15 protein-coding genes and 2 riboswitches are annotated in these 18103 nt (G+C 39.1%); of the genes, 5 read left to right on the top strand and 10 right to left on the bottom strand.

What is annotated here, in order from left to right; genetic code table 11:
- Positions 1–267: 267 nt before the first annotated feature.
- Positions 268–600: a DUF2325 domain-containing protein gene (locus KS419_RS02255; protein ID WP_217064456.1), complete on the top strand. Its 333-nt coding sequence runs from the start codon at positions 268–270 to the stop codon at positions 598–600.
- Positions 601–810: 210 nt separating this feature from the next.
- Here the strand turns inward: KS419_RS02255 and KS419_RS02250 are convergent, their stop codons facing one another.
- From KS419_RS02250 to KS419_RS02240, 3 genes are all read right to left on the bottom strand, one after another.
- A complete protein-coding gene (locus KS419_RS02250; RefSeq protein ID WP_217064455.1) occupies positions 811–1011 on the bottom strand; it encodes a hypothetical protein in 201 nt (66 codons plus the stop codon).
- Positions 1012–1104: 93 nt separating this feature from the next.
- Entirely contained in the window at positions 1105–2826 is a 1722-nt protein-coding gene (locus KS419_RS02245; RefSeq protein ID WP_217064454.1) for a methyl-accepting chemotaxis protein, read from the bottom strand.
- A 467-nt stretch (positions 2827–3293) separates the two neighbouring features.
- Positions 3294–5240, bottom strand: coding sequence for an ABC-F family ATP-binding cassette domain-containing protein (locus KS419_RS02240; RefSeq protein WP_217064453.1), 1947 nt, complete (start codon positions 5238–5240; stop codon positions 3294–3296).
- 223 nt (positions 5241–5463) lie between these two features.
- Here KS419_RS02240 and KS419_RS02235 point away from each other — a divergent pair, with 223 nt between their 5' ends.
- On the top strand, positions 5464–7155 hold the full coding sequence (locus KS419_RS02235) for a hypothetical protein (protein ID WP_217064452.1): 1692 nt from the start codon (positions 5464–5466) through the stop codon (positions 7153–7155).
- 44 nt (positions 7156–7199) lie between these two features.
- Here the strand turns inward: KS419_RS02235 and KS419_RS02230 are convergent, their stop codons facing one another.
- The 5 genes from KS419_RS02230 to KS419_RS02210 form a co-directional block, all read right to left on the bottom strand.
- Complete coding sequence (locus tag KS419_RS02230) at positions 7200–8219, bottom strand: thiazole biosynthesis adenylyltransferase ThiF (RefSeq protein ID WP_217064451.1); 1020 nt, start codon at positions 8217–8219, stop codon at positions 7200–7202.
- A 20-nt stretch (positions 8220–8239) separates the two neighbouring features.
- On the bottom strand, positions 8240–8443 hold the full coding sequence (gene thiS, locus KS419_RS02225) for a sulfur carrier protein ThiS (RefSeq protein ID WP_217064450.1): 204 nt from the start codon (positions 8441–8443) through the stop codon (positions 8240–8242).
- Positions 8434–9063: a thiazole tautomerase TenI gene (gene tenI / locus KS419_RS02220; RefSeq protein WP_246593609.1), complete on the bottom strand. Its 630-nt coding sequence runs from the start codon at positions 9061–9063 to the stop codon at positions 8434–8436. The genes thiS and tenI overlap by 10 nt, the downstream gene beginning before the upstream one ends.
- Positions 9064–9132: 69 nt before the next feature.
- Positions 9133–10236, bottom strand: a complete 1104-nt coding sequence (thiH, locus tag KS419_RS02215; protein ID WP_217064449.1) for a 2-iminoacetate synthase ThiH — start codon at positions 10234–10236, stop codon at positions 9133–9135.
- A gap of 31 nt (positions 10237–10267) precedes the next feature.
- Positions 10268–11035 (bottom strand): thiazole synthase, encoded by a 768-nt coding sequence (locus tag KS419_RS02210; protein WP_217064448.1) that lies wholly within the window; start codon positions 11033–11035, stop codon positions 10268–10270.
- Positions 11036–11126: 91 nt separating this feature from the next.
- Positions 11127–11231, bottom strand: a riboswitch (TPP riboswitch).
- Positions 11232–11504: 273 nt separating this feature from the next.
- Positions 11505–11608, top strand: a riboswitch (TPP riboswitch).
- A gap of 115 nt (positions 11609–11723) precedes the next feature.
- On the opposite strand from KS419_RS02210, the gene thiD reads away from it, so the two are divergent.
- The 3 genes from thiD to KS419_RS02195 all read left to right on the top strand — a co-directional run bounded on the left by thiD (position 11724) and on the right by KS419_RS02195 (position 14137).
- A complete protein-coding gene (gene thiD / locus KS419_RS02205; RefSeq protein WP_217064447.1) occupies positions 11724–12584 on the top strand; it encodes a bifunctional hydroxymethylpyrimidine kinase/phosphomethylpyrimidine kinase in 861 nt (286 codons plus the stop codon).
- Positions 12557–13234 carry a thiamine phosphate synthase gene (gene thiE, locus KS419_RS02200; RefSeq protein WP_217064446.1) on the top strand — a complete coding sequence of 226 codons (678 nt, stop codon included), beginning with the start codon at positions 12557–12559 and terminating at the stop codon, positions 13232–13234. The genes thiD and thiE overlap by 28 nt, the downstream gene beginning before the upstream one ends.
- A 99-nt stretch (positions 13235–13333) precedes the next feature.
- Positions 13334–14137, top strand: a complete 804-nt coding sequence (locus KS419_RS02195; protein ID WP_217064445.1) for a hypothetical protein — start codon at positions 13334–13336, stop codon at positions 14135–14137.
- A gap of 102 nt (positions 14138–14239) precedes the next feature.
- Here the strand turns inward: KS419_RS02195 and KS419_RS02190 are convergent, their stop codons facing one another.
- The gene (locus tag KS419_RS02190; RefSeq protein ID WP_217064444.1) at positions 14240–14989 is read right to left on the bottom strand and encodes an NADPH-dependent oxidoreductase; all 750 of its coding nucleotides are present in this window, start codon (positions 14987–14989) and stop codon (positions 14240–14242) included.
- A gap of 168 nt (positions 14990–15157) precedes the next feature.
- Positions 15158–17590, bottom strand: coding sequence for a penicillin acylase family protein (locus KS419_RS02185; protein WP_217064443.1), 2433 nt, complete (start codon positions 17588–17590; stop codon positions 15158–15160).
- Positions 17591–18103: the final 513 nt, after the last annotated feature.

Raw genomic sequence — 18103 nt, 5'->3', positions numbered from 1 at the left:
TTTTAAAGATTGCGACGGCTACGCTCATTGCTTAGGGACTGTAAAAGTGGAAAAGCACCACTTTTTCAGTTCCCATGCGAGTAGGCGCTGGAGCTGGACAGAGATAAGAAACTTATACTTTCTTAGCTCTCAAAATAAATAAAAAATTTGTCAAACGATTTTCACAATTTGCACTTGTTGTGAAGGTCGTTTTCTTTTATACTTCAAAGTAGGATTACTTGAGAATGATTATCAATATCGTTATTTAGATTGAAAGCAGGGATAAATATGAGTTCACTCTTAGTTATTGGCGGAGATAAATTAGGTGCAATTCCTGATCAGTTGAAAAAATTAGGTTTTTCTGATGTCCTTCATGTGGATGGGAGAAAAGTGCAAATGGTAAAAAAGGAAATACCTGACAATGTGGATTTAATTTTAATTTTAACAGACTTTATTAATCATAATTTAGCAAAGAAGATAAAAGATCGCGCCAGTAAAAAAGAGATCCCGATCTGTTACTCACGGAGATCCTGGTGTGCCATATACAAATCCCTAACAAGCTGTGAATACGCCTGTGAGCAGTGTCCTTATCTTAAAAATGAATCGTCTGTCCTTCATTAGAAAAATATGTTCACGTCATGATAAAATCAACAAATTATTCACAAATATTACCTTTACGTTAATACACCAAAGAGGCTAGGACATAAAGGAAGTGCTTAATTGAATATCCGAACAATACACAACCATAGCGAATTACATTTCCGGAGCTACGGTTTGTATGAATTATCAATTGATTAAAACACTTGAGTCCCAGCCTCATCTTCATTCCAATTACTTGTTTCGTTTCCTTCGATAAGGATTTCTCTGAGAGGAGACATGAAAAGATATATACTCTTTTTGCTTCTCTTCTTTTAAGCGCTTCTCTTCGTTTACTGCTTCACGATATTCTGATATGAATGTATGCACTAACCGCAATTCATCTTCTGATAAATGATGGATAAGGCGAAGGACTTCTTGTTTTGTTACCGTCATGAATGATTCCTCCTTGCTGTATTATCTTCAACATTAACCTGTACCCTGATTCGCTTTGTAATAACCTTTGTTCACAAAATTGTACTATTATAGTTATAATTTAAACCGCCTCATTGACTCTTTTAACTGGGATACAATGTCTGCTACTGAATTGGAGTATCTATTGATATGAGCAATTTTCTCATTTTGCTCTGATACAGAACTAGTTGCCTCACTAATTGTTGATGTTGTTTTCTCCGACAGGGCAGTGAGTTCCTCAAGCGATATGTTAATCTCATTGCTTTTCGTTGTCATTCCTGATAAATTTGCTGATATTAATTCTATATCTTTTGTTACATTAACTACTGTTTCCTCAATATTTCTAAAGAATTTGATATTCTCTGCAATTTGCTCCTGTTCTTTTTTAGTTTCTGAGTACGAAGCATGTAATGCATTTCCAACTTGATTTGCTTCATCCTGAATTCCTTCTAAGATTTGATTCATGTCTTTTATGGATTGGTCCACTTCTGTGGAAAGTTTTCTTATTTCTTGTGCTACTACCGAAAACCCAAGTCCATGTTCTCCAGCCCTCGCAGCTTCGATGGAGGCATTTAATGAAAGGAGGTTCGTCTTCTCTGAAATACCTTTAATGAAATTTGTTATTGTTGTTATCTCATTCGCTTTTTCTAGAAGACTATCTATTTTTAAAGCTGATTGATAAATAGACTGGTAAACATTATTAATATTTACTACGGTCTGATTCATTAACTTAAGTCCATCACCTGTAACTTCTTTCATTTTTTGTGAAGACTCATTCATTGAAGAACCAGTTTTTTCAATAGAATATATTCTTTCGTTAAATTGGTTATTAGAATTAGAGATATCATACGTTGCGGCTGACTGTTCTTGTCCGATTGCTGCAACCTCTTCTAAAGATTTTGTAACATCTTCACTCTTATCCCTTAAATAGTTGGTGTATTCACTTAACTCATTTGTTTTTCCCTCAATATCTTTTGATACAAAACTCACATCACTTAACATTTCTTCCAGACCTTTTTTCATCCCATTTAGAGAACTAGTGATCTTCGACAATTCATCGTTCCCCTTTACCTTTAAATAAGGAATCGACAAATCTCCTTTTTCCACCTTATCACCGAATTGTAAAATAGTGGAAAGTTTTCGTTTTACCGTTGCATTTACTGCAACCATGATAATTGACCCAATCGATAAGGAAATAACAACAGAAATGAGTAAAACAGAGATAGTCCCAGTTAATTCTTCATGGGCAGATTCCACTGCCGCCTCCCGTTCCTCATCAAAAGATTTCCTAAGTTGCTCTAAAGCGAAATTTGTATTGTTCTTCGTCTGGGAAGCTTTAGTAGCAAAATTACGTATGTTCCCCTGTTCGCGATTAGCAGAATTATTGAAATCAGAAAAAACAATATTTAAATCTTCATTGTTCTTCAGTACTGTCTCTATGAGTGTTTGCTGGGTCTCTGTATTGAGGTCCGGCATCAGTGAATCAATAATTTCCTGAAAATCATTATCACTTTGTAAAAATTGGTTCTCAGTCACTTGGTTAGCTGCAAGCATATGATCATATAAAAATAATGTCCTATCCCTGAGTACACTTTCCAACTGGGTAATTTTAATTGATCTCTCTGCACTTTCATCTACATTAGTTACTTGATCATTCATACTGTATAGTGAAAGAATGACTAAATAAGCCGAGACAATAAATAATAAAATAGTAATAATAAATGCGGATCCGTACTTCCACGATAAACTAACATTCGCCCATCGCATACGAGAGTTATTTAAGCGCTTCCATTTCATATGTCTTCCTCCACCCCTAAATTAATTTAAGGAAAAAACTAACTAAATCGCTTTCGTTCCTCTTTCTACATTATCCATGTTATATCCATGATTTTTCAATTAAAATCGACATTTTTCTTATAGAAATCCACATTTATATAAAGAAGACCTATTTTCCTCTTGTATAAATTTATAAGAAAAGCACAAGCGCCTATGGTCACGAACGTAGGGCAGTGCAGGAATGACAACTAGAAGTCCGATCTTTGACTTCGGTTATCACTTCCGAAGTGCCCCGTAGCGAGTAGGCGCTGATCTAGACAACTTGACCGAAGGTGCCAAAACTTGCTTTTCTTATAAGAAAAGCTACAGGCTCTATGAAGTGCACCTGTAGCTAGACAACCCTAAAAATTTCATTTTTTTCAGTATCGTAACTCGCCCGTGATTCTTTTAGGGGATAATTAAGGAACCTGGTGACTTGATTCATGGATTTACTTATTTTTCTTTGCCGCTTCCAGTTCTTCTACTGCAATGGACAGTTCTTCCCATCGTTCCATCGCCTTTTCTAATTCTGCTGTTACTTTATTTTGTTCTTCATAAAGATTTCTAATCTTATCCACATCACTGCCAGCATTATAAATTACCTTTTCTATCTCTTCCTTTTTCTCCTCTAGTGCAGCAATCCGATCTTCAATCTGCTCCCACTCTTGTTGATCACGATAGGATAATTTTTTTGGTTTTAGCTTGTTTGGGGAATCTGTTAAAGAATCATTGGAATCTGAAGTATTTTGTTTTCGATCCTTATTCTCATCGCCATTTGTCTTTTCCCCTTGCACTTTATTTTCCTGGTTCTTCTCCAACAAATCACTATAAGATCCTTGAAATGGAGTTACTAAACCATTTCCTTCAAAAACTAACAGACGATCCACAACACGGTCTAAGAAATACCTGTCATGGGAGACCGTTATAACAACACCAGGAAATTGATCTAAATAATCCTCTAAAACAGATAAGGTCTGTGTATCTAAATCATTAGTAGGTTCATCTAAAAATAAGACATTCGGTTCACCCATTAACGTTCTTAAAAGGTATAACCTTCGCCTTTCCCCACCAGACAGTCTGTTTATATACGTCCATTGCTGAGATCTTGGAAATAAGAACCGTTCTAGCATTTGCTCTGCGGTAATAATTTGACCATCGATAGTGTGAACCACTTCAGCAACTTCTTTGATATATTCAATGACACGGATAGAGGTGTTCATCTCCTCATGGCCTTGTGTGTAATAACCTATTTTTACAGTCTCCCCAACCTCCACTTCCCCATGATCAGGTGCTATTCGTCCTGCAATGACATTCAATAAAGTGGATTTACCTGTTCCGTTTGGTCCTATAATTCCTAACCGTTCTCCTTGAACTACTAGATAATTAAGATTAGAAAAAAGAATCGTATCGTCGAAGGATTTACTTACATCCTTTAATTCAATTACATTTTTACCAAGGCGTGTGGAACCGATAGCAAACTCCACATCCCCTTTTTTTACTGGACCCTTTTCTTCCTGTAATGCTTCTACACGTTGGATCCGTGCCTTTTGCTTCGTGGTCCTAGCTTTTGCTCCCCTTTTTAACCAGGCTAACTCTCGACGGAGGAGGTTTTGCCGCTTCGTCTCCCTTTGCTCTAAGTTCTCTTCCCGTTCTGCCTTTTTATCTAAGAACAGTTCATAATTTCCATCATATTGATAGATTTGACCCTGTTCTAATTCGAAAATCCTGTTCGTCACCCGATTTAAGAAATATCGATCATGGGTGACTAATACCAATGCTCCACGATATTGTGCTAAAAACTGTTCTAACCATTCAATTGTCTCATTGTCCAAATGGTTTGTAGGTTCGTCTAATAATAGAAGGTCTACTGGTTGAATAAGAGCTTTAGCGATGGCCACACGCTTTTTTTGTCCCCCTGACAAATAATTAACCCGTTTTGTAAAATTTGTTACCCCGAGCTTTGTTAAAATTGTTTTTGCAAGCGTGTTGGCCTCCCAAGCCTCCGCTTCATCCATTTTTTCTTGTAGATGAGACAATCTTTTTTGACACGTTTCATCTAATGGATTTTTTTCCAACTCAAGAAGGGCAGTCTCGTATTCTCGCATCAACTTCATTACTTTTGCTTCCCCGTAATATACTTGTTCTAGAACGGTGAGATCCTCTATTAATTCCGGTTCCTGTGGCAAATATTCCACTTGAAAGTCGTTTGCATGAATTATCTGACCATCTTCCACCCCTTCTATCTTAGCAAGAACCTTTAAGAGACTGGATTTTCCGGTTCCATTGACACCGATTAATCCAATTCGATTATTTGCTTCAATTGTAAAACTAATATGATCAAAAAGCTGTTTTTCTCCATACGTTTTATGTAAATTTTCCACTCTTAAAATACTCAAAAGTCATCATCCTTCTTATCTTTCTCTCTGTCTATTGTATCAAAAAAAGTCATTGCGAACAGTCCAATACTTTCTATCATATTTTCCCTAATATTTGAAACATATAAATTAATTTTCTCGTATATCCTAGAAACGATTTTTCTAGTTCTCGTTTTCTTTTCATAAATAGCATACAATAAATAGGGAACAGTTTTACTAGAATTTCTTAAAAGAGGTGAGAGGAATGCTTCAAATGGTAGTCATGAGTGCCTTATTAGCACTGTTATTTTTCCCACTGCAAATTCAGTGGTGGAAAACACCATTTTTTAGAAAATGGTTACTATCCAGATATATTATTGGGCTTTTTTATGGCTTAATGCTCTTTTATGTTGGTCTGTTGGACCAGACAGTAACCGCAATTATCACATACTACTTACCGATAGTCGGTATCGGTCTTATCGTTGATAATTCTTTAGTTTTTTCCTTGAAACGTACGTTTCGAAAGCAACCTGCATTAGCGGGGGTTGGAACAGGTTTGACAATTCTCGTTGGTTTCAGTGTTTTTTGGATCATTCAACCGTTGTTTTTGGCTGATGCCATGTATAGCATCGCCGGGGGAGAGGAAGTCACCGTAGAAGAATTCAATCCAGTATCGGAAGAGCATATTCCGGTCGTCCCAAGAAGTTTTGCCCGTTATCGCTCAGATGTTCTAATGGGGCAATTAGATAATCCTGCTTTTTATAATCTGGGTGAAACTCGGATTCAACGTGTGGACGGGTCCCTCTTTTGGATTACTCCTATAGAATATGATGGATTATTCCGATGGTATCGAAGTGATGCAGCACCAGGATATATTATGGTTAGTGCCGAAAATCCACGAATGGAGCCAGAACTGGTGTTAAGTGACATGAAATATGTCCCTTCTGCTTTCTTTCATGAAAACTTAGAACGTCATGTTCGATTGGAGTTTCCAGATATATTGATGTTAGATACCACATTTGAAGTGGACTCAGAAGGGAATCCCTTTTACATTATTAGTTATGGACATTATACAGAATTCCGCCGGATTGCTGATGTGGATGGAATAGTTACCGTGGATCCTGCCACTGGGGAAATGGAACAATTTGCAAAGGACGATGCTCCGGAATGGGTGAATCGAATTTACCCTCCTCATATAGCGGAAGAAAGAAATTTATGGTTCGGAATTTATAAGCAGGGAATTGTAAATCGCTTCTTTGGAAGAGAAGGTCTTACAGAACCAACAGCATGGGGTGCTGATGATTCTGTCACAGGTGTTGTAAATCGAGAACTTAATCTGAGCTGGTTTACGGATCACATGCGTCTTACTCGAGAAGGGGGAGAAGTGTCACAGTCCATGGTAGGATTCACCATGTTTGATGCCCGTACTGGTGAACTAAGTTATTTCCGTGATGCAAGTGGAATGCTTAATGGACGAACAGCCATGAATCTTGCAGAACGTACCTTTGTGAGAGATGATTATGTTGCTGGTACACCTTCCCTCTACAATGTATATGGACAATATACTTGGATTGTCCCATTAATGGATAGGAACGCTGTATTACGGCAAATCATGCTTGTGAATGCTGCCAGTGAAAGTATTTATGGATATGGGGAAACAAAACGGGAAGCGTTTGGTGCATATCAACTGGAATTAGCTGCAAAAGGTGATGATGATATCGTCCCTGGCGAACTTTTAGACTTAGAGGAATTAACCGGTACGGTTGATAGGGTTTATAAGTGGGATCGGGAAGATAATGTCACCGTAAGAATTTTATTAGAAGGGCATGAGCGTATATTTACAGTCAATGCCTCTTCGTATCCTAGAGCTGTCTTTATTGAGCCTGGGGACATCATAACCATCAGCTTTATGGATGGTGGGGAAGATGTTCAACCTATAGAAGAATTGGATTTTTAATAGAAAAAACTAGTGGTTTAACTCAACCACTAGTTTTTTCCTTATCATCCTAATAATCGATGATACAATGTCTTTGCCTCAGTAATATCATTGGTCCCATGGATTAGGACCCTTCCGTCTTTGAAAAAGACAAGGCGATGTGGACTTAATGTATACGATACTAAATAAGGATTACGTTCCACTGTCCCCTCCTGTCTCCTTAAGGTAGTTGCCAGTTCCTCTAAATCTCGCTCCTGCCCTTGATGAGAACGGATTTGTACTGTATTTCGTCCGCACAATACTGTCGACTTCATTTGTCTCTCATAGGTGAGGAAAGGGTATTCCGGATTTGTTCCACATGATGGACAAGTGGATTTTTTGACACCATCAACCTTAATTGCGGTATGTTCGTTTTTCCACAAATCAAAGCAAACTAGTTTATTCCTTAATGCATCATAGTCCTCTACCAACAACTTCAATGCTTCTGTTGTTTGGTAAGCAACGACCATCTGCACGACCGGACTGATTATCCCTGCCGTATCACAGGTTGCCCCGCCCATTGGGACGGTCTCCAATAAACAATTAAGACAAGGTGACTTTCCCGGAATAATAGTATAACTTAATCCATAACTGCTTACACATGCACCATAAATCCAGGGGATATTAAATTTAAGGGCCGTATCGTTTATTAAAAGCCGAGTATCAAAATTATCAGTTCCATCAATAATTAAGTCTACGCCAACGACTAATTGTTCTAACTCTTCGTGAGTCACATCTAGAACGAGCCCATTTATCGTAATTTCTGAATTAACATTCCGCAGACGTTTTTCTGCGGCCACTGCTTTTGGTATCCGTTCTATAGCATCCGATTCCGTATAGAGTTGTTGCCTTTGTAAGTTACTATATTCTACGTAGTCTCGGTCCACAATTGTGATTTTGCCAATTCCTGCACGGACGAGATTTTCCGCACTTCCGGTCCCTAAAGCCCCTGCCCCAATGATAAGGACATGCTTCTTCCGAATCTTCTGCTGGCCCTCTATTCCAATCTGTGGAAATAGCTCTTGCCTCGAGTAACGGTTATTCACCATACCCCTTCCTTTCTGTGTCATCCACCACCTACAAAATGAACAAGTTCAATCTGATCTCCGTCTTCTATGGATGTACCTTCATGATCATTTTTCTCAATTATACTTCCATTTAACTCTACAATAACAACTTTTTTCTTCAGCTTACAATAATTTATTAATAACGTAATTGTATTTACTGAGTCAGGGAGTTCTGTTTTTTTCCCATTTAAAATCAGCTCCATACCCTCTCCCCTTCTTCCATATATGATTTCACTTCAGTTAATGGATCATCTGTCTCCAGTAATCCTGACATAATGGCAATCCCTTTCACTCCCGTTTCTAATACCCCGCGAACATTTTGTGGTTTAATACCCCCAATAGCGATAACTGGTAATTTACTGACGCGAACCAATTTTTCAAGCTCTGTGAGGCCCCGTGAGGGAAGATTTGGTTTTGATGGGGTTGAAAAAATATGTCCATATAAGACAAAATCTGCCCCTTTCTCCTCCGCTTCCCTGGATTCACTTATGGAGTGTACTGATTTCCCCACTTCAAGTGCTGGAAATTTAGCTTTCACCACTGAAATATCAAAGCTTTGATATCCCAGTTGTACTCCCCTAATATCCGTTATATATGCCACGTCCACTCGATCATTTATGATTACTTTGTTTTGGGGAATACCCATTTTTAATAGATTTTCCACCCCTACTATAAGTTCTTTTGAGGATAAGTTCTTCTCACGAATGTGAAAAGCATGGACATAAGGTTCCATCACCGCTGCTTTAGATGCAAAGTCTTTTAAGGACATTTTCCCATTGGATATTACGTGAATTTCAAATGGGGGGAAGCACATCTCATTCATCGTCATTCCTCCAAAATCCATGACAAGTGCGGGACCTGGTCCCGCACAATTTTGTGAACAACTCTATTTTCAAATCAATTGCCAATCTTTCACTACCGGTTGATATCCTTTTCTTCTTAACAGTGTCTTTATTTCATCAACCGAACGGTCATCTGATATCTCAAATTGACTTTGTGTCACATCTGGTTCAGAATATCCTCCCACAACGGTAGAGGAAGCTGCAGACATTTTCGTTACACCTAACGGAATAATATGATCGCGGAACTCAGGTGTTTCTCTAGTGGATATATTAATACCTGCACGGGGTAAAAATAGACGGGTTGCTAGTAATGCCTGAACTAGATTTTTATCTGATACATTTACCTTTGGTTGAAAACTACCGGCATGTGGACGCATCCTAGGGAAAGAGACTCCAACTTCCGATTCCAAGTAGTTATTTTGTAAATAACTTGCATGTAATCCCGTGATAAAACTTTCTTTGCGCCAGGCATCCATCCCCAGTAGTGCTCCAATATTAATAGACCGTATTCCTGCACGTGCCCCCCGCTCCGGAGTATCTAACCGGTATATAAAATCCTTTTTCGGTCCTGCCACATGAATATCTCTGTAGATTTCCTCGTTATATACTTCCTGATAAACAGTTAGTCCATCGATCCCTTGTTTAAATAACTCTTCATATTCCACTTGATCCAATGGTTGAATCTCAATCGAGATAGAAGAGAAATATTTCTTTAGAATCTCCAAGCTCTCTTTTAAATAGTCCACCGAAGAGTGCTGTTTCGATTCGCCAGAAAGTAAAATAATATGCTTAATTCCCATCTCGGCAATAATTTGTGATTCTTTGTCTATTTCACTCATTGTTAAGCGACGGCGTGGAAAATCATTATTAAAACTAAAACTGCAGTATTTACATATATTCACACAGTAATCGGATAAGTATAAAGGAAGATACAACTGCATTGTTTTTCCAAAATGTTGTATCGTTAATCGGTGTGCTTTTTGTGCCATTTCCTCCAGATATTCTTCCGCAATTGGTGATAAAAGGATAAAGTAATCATCTTCTGTCAATCTTTCCTTTTGTAACACCTTTTCCACGTCACGACTCGAAACCGCTTGAAACAAATCTTCGAAGGGAAGGTTTTTCACTTCTGAAAACTTTTCATAAAAACTCATAGTATATTATCCCCTTTCCTTCACCATTGTTTTAACCTAAGAAACCTGTTAAAGGAGAAGATGCATTGGCAGTAGCAGAGACAGGTCCTAATCCGGAAAGATAACCTATTCTCCCTGCCCTTACTGCATAATCAAAGGCACGGGCCATTTGAACAGGGTCAGACGCTGTCGCTATTGCCGTGTTTACCAAAACCGCATCTGCCCCCATCTCCATGGCTTCTGCCGCTTCAGAAGGTTTTCCAATCCCTGCATCTACGACAATGGGAAGGTCCATTTCATCAATCATAATCTGAATCATTTCTTTCATACGAATTCCCTTATTCGACCCTATCGGAGCCCCTAAAGGCATAATAGCAGCTGCTCCTGCATCCCTCATACGCTTTGCAGCCATTAAGTCCGGGCTCATATACGGCAAAACCACAAAACCTTCATTTGCAAGTATCTCCGTTGCTCTTGTCGTTTCTTCATTATCAGGTAACAAGTACTTATGGTCCGAAATAACTTCAATTTTTATCCAATTACCCATTCCACATGCTTTCGCTAATCTTGCAATTCTGACCGCCTCATCCGCATTGCGTGCCCCTGAGGTGTTCGGCATCAATGTCATCTCTTTAGGTATATCATGTAAAATGTCCTCTTCCTGTTCTTCCATATCTACACGACGCAAGGCGACTGTAACCACTTCGGAGTTAGAAGCTTCTAATGCCTCTCCCATCTGTTTATGATCTGCAAATTTACCAGTACCGACAAACAACCTGTTTTTTAATACCTTTCCACCCAGCGTCAATACATCTTCCATGTGTCTTCCCCCATCTCTTAGTTGTAACTACTTTCTTACCAAATAAAAAAAGCTTACCATCGTTTGGCAAGCTGCTTAAAGACAAATCTGATTGTCTATTTAAGAGCTTCCCTCCGTTGGTTTTAACCAAATCAGGTTCAAAGGGTCGGAATATTCCTCTCAGCCACCAAATTAGATGGCACCCCCAGCTATTCTCATATTCTATTTTCACATCTATGATAACAGAGAAGTAAATGCTTGTGAAGGTAATCGCTTTTTTAATTACAAATACTGAAACTTCCTTGTGCTCCTTGTTTCAAGTCGCAAGTCTTCAAGAATGCAACACAGGAAGTAGCCTGACTGAAGTGATTCAAGCCGTGCTTGCTGCCTCCTCCTCTGATCGCTAACGCCTGAAGGTGCCAAAACTTATAATCCTTACCTTTCAAAAAAAAATATGGTACGATAAATTTAACTAATAATGAAACATATATTTTTCCACTAGGGGTGCCTGGAAATGGCTGAGACAAGTACCATCTTGATCCCTTAGAACCTGATCTGGGTCATACCAGCGTAGGAAAGTGGAACGGCATAATGCCATCTTTACTTAGGACGAATCGAATTGTCCTCCGTTGATGAAGCATCGTTAGCACCGTTCCCTCAGGAGCAGTGCTTTTTTTTATGGGAAACTAGAATGAAAGGTGAGATTATTATGACGACTATCGCACGGGCTTTAACAATAGCAGGATCGGATAGTGGAGGAGGCGCTGGTATTCAAGCCGATTTAAAAACATTTCAAGAACTCGGAATATTTGGTATGTCCGCCATCACTGCCATTACCGCACAAAACACATTGGGGGTTCAGGGAGTCTATCCAATTGATCCAATAGGTCTAGATAAGCAAATTACTTCCGTTGCAGATGATATTGGGATAGATGCAGTTAAAACAGGCATGCTTTTTGACGAAACAAGAATCCGGTTAGTATCTGAAAAAATACGTTACTATCGATGGAAAAACGTAGTAGTGGACCCTGTAATGATTGCAAAAGGGGGAGCATCCCTTTTAACAGAAAACTCTATAACTGCATTAATTAACGAACTTCTCCCTTTAGCAACGGTTGCAACCCCTAACATTCCGGAAGCCGAAGCTATTACAGGCAGGGACATTAAAACAATGGAAGACAGGAAAAGGGCTGCTAAAGACTTCTATGACATGGGCGTGAAAAGTGTCGTCATTAAAGGGGGGCACCACACCGAAAAAGATACAACCATTGATCTATTTTTCGATGGTAATACATTTACTTATCTGGAGTTCCCAAAAATAAATACAAAAAATACACATGGAACTGGATGCTCATTTGCTTCGGCTATTACTGCCGAACTGGCAAAAGGAAATCCTCTGTCTAATGCCATTCAAACTGCAAAACAGTTCATTCATTACGCCATTGTACATTCCCTGGCCATTGGAAAAGGCCATGGCCCAACACATCACGGGGCGTACCGACATTTTGGTGAAAATATGAACGGAAATAGAGAGGGAAAGATATGGCAAGAATCCATGAAAATGAAATGAGAAAGCATTTAAAACTCTATTTTATTTGCGGGACTACAACTTCACCTGATCCACTGACTAAAGTTCTTCAATCTGCAATTAACGGTGGAATAACCCTATTTCAATACCGGGAAAAAGGGGTCGGAGCACTTTCCGGTGCTGAAAAAGAATCCCTTGGTCGAGACCTTCGGGATATCTGTAGAAATGCTGGTATTCCTTTTATCGTAAATGATGATTTGGACTTGGCTCTGAAGTTGAGTGCAGATGGATTGCATATTGGACAAGATGACGGAAATGTATCTGACATAAGGAAAAAACTTGGGGATAAAATTCTAGGTGTGTCCGCTCATACTAAGGAAGAAGCTCAGCAGGCTTTATTAGAAGGTGCTGATTATTTAGGAGTAGGACCAGTTTTTCCAACCACAACAAAAAAAGACACAGAAAAAGTCTGCAGCCCTGGTTTCATCAAAAAGTTACGACAAGGGGGCATCAACTGCCCGATTGTAGCCATTGGCGGCATTTCCACTTCCAACGTTGCAGAAGTGGCTAAAAGTGATGCGGACGGTATTTCCGTCATCTCTGCCATTTCTAAGTCAGATAATCCTGTTATGCAAACGAGAGAACTGCTCCGAATATGGGAAGAAACAAATCATAACGTCCATAACCATTAATTGATGTTTCTAAATCCCAACAGCCGTTTTAGAAAAACAATTTTCTTCCAATCCAAGTCATGGTAGAATTTTGACATATCGATGAAACGGGGAACGTCAATGAAACTTAAACTTTGGTCTATTTTTATTATATCCTTATTAGTTCAATCAGGCTGCAGCAGTAACAACGAACATATCATTCACGGGAGAAGTCTTGGAGTTTTCCACTCCCAACCGTTATTCTCCGTTTTCGTCGAAGACAACATTGGAGGGGGTTCTCTCCAAAACATATCTTACGGAAACAATGATTTTGATGTGCGTGATTATGAGGTGGAAGCCTATAATATTGAAATAACGGAAAACACAAAATTTATTCTGGATGAAACCGGGGAGGAACTGGCGTTTGACCTTAACGATCTCAGTCTTTTTTATTCTGATGCCCGCTTACGCTCCACCATGGAATGGCTAAGTTCGGCACCAATATCAGTGAAAATAGAAGGGGATTTTACCCAAACGGTTTCCAAAAACCGCAGGGACTACATCACCTATTCCCGCGAGTTGCTTCCCATTTACCAGGCGTCGGAAGTTCGTTTGTATCCCCTCTCCGTGGATGAATTTATTTATTCCAACCTATCCCGTTATGGACATCAAAGCATTGTAGTTGTATTTGATGATTATACAAATACGGGTGAGGAGATGTGGGAAGACCACGATAGGTTATGGACCGAAATTAACGAAGTCACTGGATGGGAACAATCCATCAACCTTTACATCCTCGAATTAAGTTATTTTCAAATGTTTAATGTACCGGAATCATTTACGGACTACCCAGTTTATTATATCTTTGATGAGAACGGTATAATATTAGATACAGATAATTGGGAGGATGTTCTCCTCCTCTATCAGAATGACGAAGAAGAATGAATACGAATAGCATTAGCATTTTCTTATGAAAATCACATTCGATTTGTGTCTCATACTTCTTTTTTAAACAAGTTCTCCCGACCGTTACAGGAGAACTTGTTTTTACTTCTCAAACGTAAAGCCTTGTTTTTTAAGTGCTGGAACAACGTTTTCCGAATAACCTTTATATCTATCTGCATAAAACGTGGTGATATTGCTGGACCATTGACTGGATCTTTGACCATTAGTTTGTTCCAAAACAAACTGAGAATAAATTTCATCAAATTGATCAATATACTTTCTCTGACCGTGATCGTATGTTTCTTTTTGATGGATAGCCTCTTGGGGTAACCTTGGTTTTTTATCTGCTTTTACAGAGGGATGTCCAATAACAAGTCCTGAGATAGGAAAAACATACTCCGGTAATTTCAATAAAGAGATGACTTCTTCAGGTTTTTTACGGATTCCTCCGATTGGTACCGTCCCTAGACCCATAGATTCGGCTGCAGCGATGGCATTGCCCATGGCAATACCAACATCAGTAGCTCCGGTTAATAACGACTCCACACTGTTTGTCACCCCAATCCCTTCTCCATTTTTATCCGCGGCTAATTTCGCCCGGTAAAAATCGAGACAAAAAACAAAAAACACTGGAGCTTGGTCAACATAGGGCTGATTTCCAACAAGTTCTGCAAGCTTCGCCTTTCTTTTTTTATCTTGCACATCGATCACCGTTACTTGTTGTCCATGTATCCAATTTGCTGCAGACATTGCTGACTGTATGATTGTATCTAGTTTTTCCTGTTCAATCGGATCTTCTTTATACTCTCGGTAAGATCGATGACTGTTTAACAGTTGAATAACATCATTCAATGAATGTCCCTCCATTAGTTCTATTGTTTAAGTTTCTTGTGAATAGTATAACAATCTAACCTATAGTGTTTCCAGTAACTCGAATTAAGCTCTTAGACCAGGTGATGTAAAATGTCGAAATAAATAAGACAACAATCAAATTAATGATTGTTGCCCCATTTTTTGAAATTAAGGTCGAAATACCTTTGTTTTCACCTCGTTATTCGACTCCTTATTAAATATCATCGGAAGAAGCTCTCCTTCCGCCCATTTATCTACTTGATCGCCATAATGGGGGGAGAAAACCTGACCCGATTGTCCAGGCATCACAATATCATAAAATGTATCAGGGGATTCAAGATCTCCAACAAAACGCCATCCTGCCCCATGAGTTACTTGTCCAGTCGTCCGATTATAGGATGCAGCCCCAGGAGTTGCTCCACTTCCCCCAACTTCCCATGTACCAATGTTAAATAAATAATTTAATGGCCACACCGATCCCAGTGGATGATCCACTGTCATAGCATGCCAACTTCCCCAATCCCAACGATCTGGATTTTTGCCCTGTATATCCACTACAGATTCCACTGCTTCTGCAAATGTATCCCTTGCCAACTCATCCAATGATAAATGGTATTCATTATCCAAAAATCCAAAAATAGTATTTGATGGATGGACATTCGCTTCCAAAAGAACATGATGGATAACTAAATGATGCTCATATGGGAATCCAAGCATTTCCTCAAATAATGCAGTCCCTAATAAATTGTACCAATGATTCCAAACTAGGGCATCTCCAGAATCTATGTCCTCCACAAAATCCCATTGCCGGATTCTGTCTAGGACATCTTTTTCTAACTCCGACAGTTCATTCTCCCCACTGTATCTTAAAATTCCATCTGTTAATATTGGTACTAATGCTCTTGCCTGTGTGTTCAGGAAGTCCACTTGCATCTCCTGCATTTGATCCACCGTAAATGGAACACCATTTTCGATTTGTTCCTCAATGATCTCGTCTAAACGTTCTGCCCGATATGGATAAAAACTCCTACCTATTTCATATGGATAGTCATCATCCACTGGTTTATTGTTTGCTGTCATGATATAACCCTTCTCCGGATTAATAATCTGTGGTAATTCTTCATTAGGAATAAATCCATCCCATTGATAATCAGGATCCCAGCCAGGAACAGGGAACATTCCAACTGAGTTTTGACGAATTGGTAAAAGGGCTTGCCCTCTATAACCAATATTCCCCTCCCTATCTGCGAACACCCAACTTAATGCAGGTGTAACAAATCCGTCTAATCCATCCATAAATTCTTCCACATTGGAAGCCCGGTTTAACTTTAATACTCCATTTAATTCCTCTCCCGCTTCCATGCCTGTCCACCTTAAGGAGATAGCTTGATACGGTCCGTTACTAATAACTTTATTTAGAATTGGTCCGTTCCTGGTTATTTCCACTTTTTCAATAAAGGGCTCTTCTTTCCCATCAATAAAGATTTCTTCTTCAATGATGGTTGCCTCTTCCCACTCCCCATCAAATAAGTATAATTGAGGATTTTCTGGATGTATTTGTTCTAGATATAGGTCTTCTTGGTCAGATGACATGGCTGTTACTCCCCATGCCATCTGCTGGTTATGTCCCAGTACTACACCAGGAACACCAGGAACTGTCACACCGATAGAGTGAAAGTCCCCTTCTAAATTTAAATGTGTCTGGTACCAAACGCTTGGTATGGCAAATCCTAAGTGAGGATCATCCGCAACTAATGGAAAACCGGACATTGTATGTTCACCACTTATAGCCCAATTATTACTACCGTTATATTCAGAAGGAGCAAAGGCAGTTAGATTTTCTAATTCTTCCAAATGAAAGGTGGTAGGCTCCCCTTGTGTATAAATGGTTGGAAAATCATCTATATGAAATTCAGGAAAAAGATAATGCGCATCTTCTCCAAGTACTTTAGCCATACGATAATGTTCCAATTCTGCACCAAAATTTCCCGAAAGTGTATAACCCATGTATTTTACTACAATGGCTGTATCAAGATCTGTCCATGGGTCCGGTTTATAACTTAAGATACGGAATTCAAGGGGCTGTTCTCCATTTGCGAATGCTTCATCAATATAGGCATTCACTCCTGCTGCATAAGAGTCCACCATTTGCTTTGTTTCTCCATTGAATTTTTCCACGAGCGCCTCTGTTCCGCGCTGCATCCCATAAGTTCGGTAAAAACGATCACTATCAAGTGCTTGTTCCCCTACTACTTCCGCAAGTCGTCCCCCGGCTAGTCTCCTAGTCATATCCATTTGAAACAGACGGTCTTGTGCGGTCACATATCCCTGGATAAAAAACAAATCTTCTAAGGTTTTTGCTGTAATTTGAGCAACTCCACGTTCATCCCGATGAACAGTTACTTCTTCTTGCAACTGATTCATTGTTCTTGTCCCTTCTAAATTTGGATGACTTTTCCCTATGAACCAGTAACCAGTGATAGAAATAGTTAATAATAAAAATAATATAATGCCTAAAATCCAGAGAGAAATTTTAACCCATCTTCTTCTAAAAAAGCCTTCTCTTCTGAAAGTAACTGGTGAATATGTTCCATATGACATCCTTTTCCCCCCTTAATAAGTGATTTTCGCTGTGAGTACATATAATCAGTAAACAACTAATTTATTTCGACAGAAAGGGAGAAAATCCTTTAATTGTCTTTCATGTGCTTATTTGTCTACATCGATTGTTTGTAAAAATTGTAAATAGAAATGTTTTAACAAGTCGCCTTTTTGATTGATTTGTTCTTTTTTTCTTAATTATACTAATTGTCTTTTATGCTCACGGATTGAACCTGGGGGTTAAGCAGTTGCCTGAGGTTCTATCCCCTTGCCCTATTGTCCCCTTTGGGCTGTCATGGACAGCTGGTGCACCATAAGAAAAGCGCAAGCGCCTATGGTCACGAGCGTAGGGCAGTGGAGGAATGACAACTAGAAGTCTGCTCTTTGACTTCTGTTGTCACTTCCGAAGTGCCCCGCAGCGATTAGGAAGGAACTGAAAAAGTTTAAAACCACTTTTTCAGTTCCTTTTATTAGTATGGCAATGGCTGCGCTCGTCGCTCGCATGATAGGAGA

This window comes from Evansella tamaricis (genome assembly GCF_019042215.1).
GTDB lineage: Bacteria > Bacillota > Bacilli > Bacillales > Salisediminibacteriaceae > Evansella > Evansella tamaricis.
This window is presented reverse-complemented; position numbering and strand designations above follow the sequence as displayed.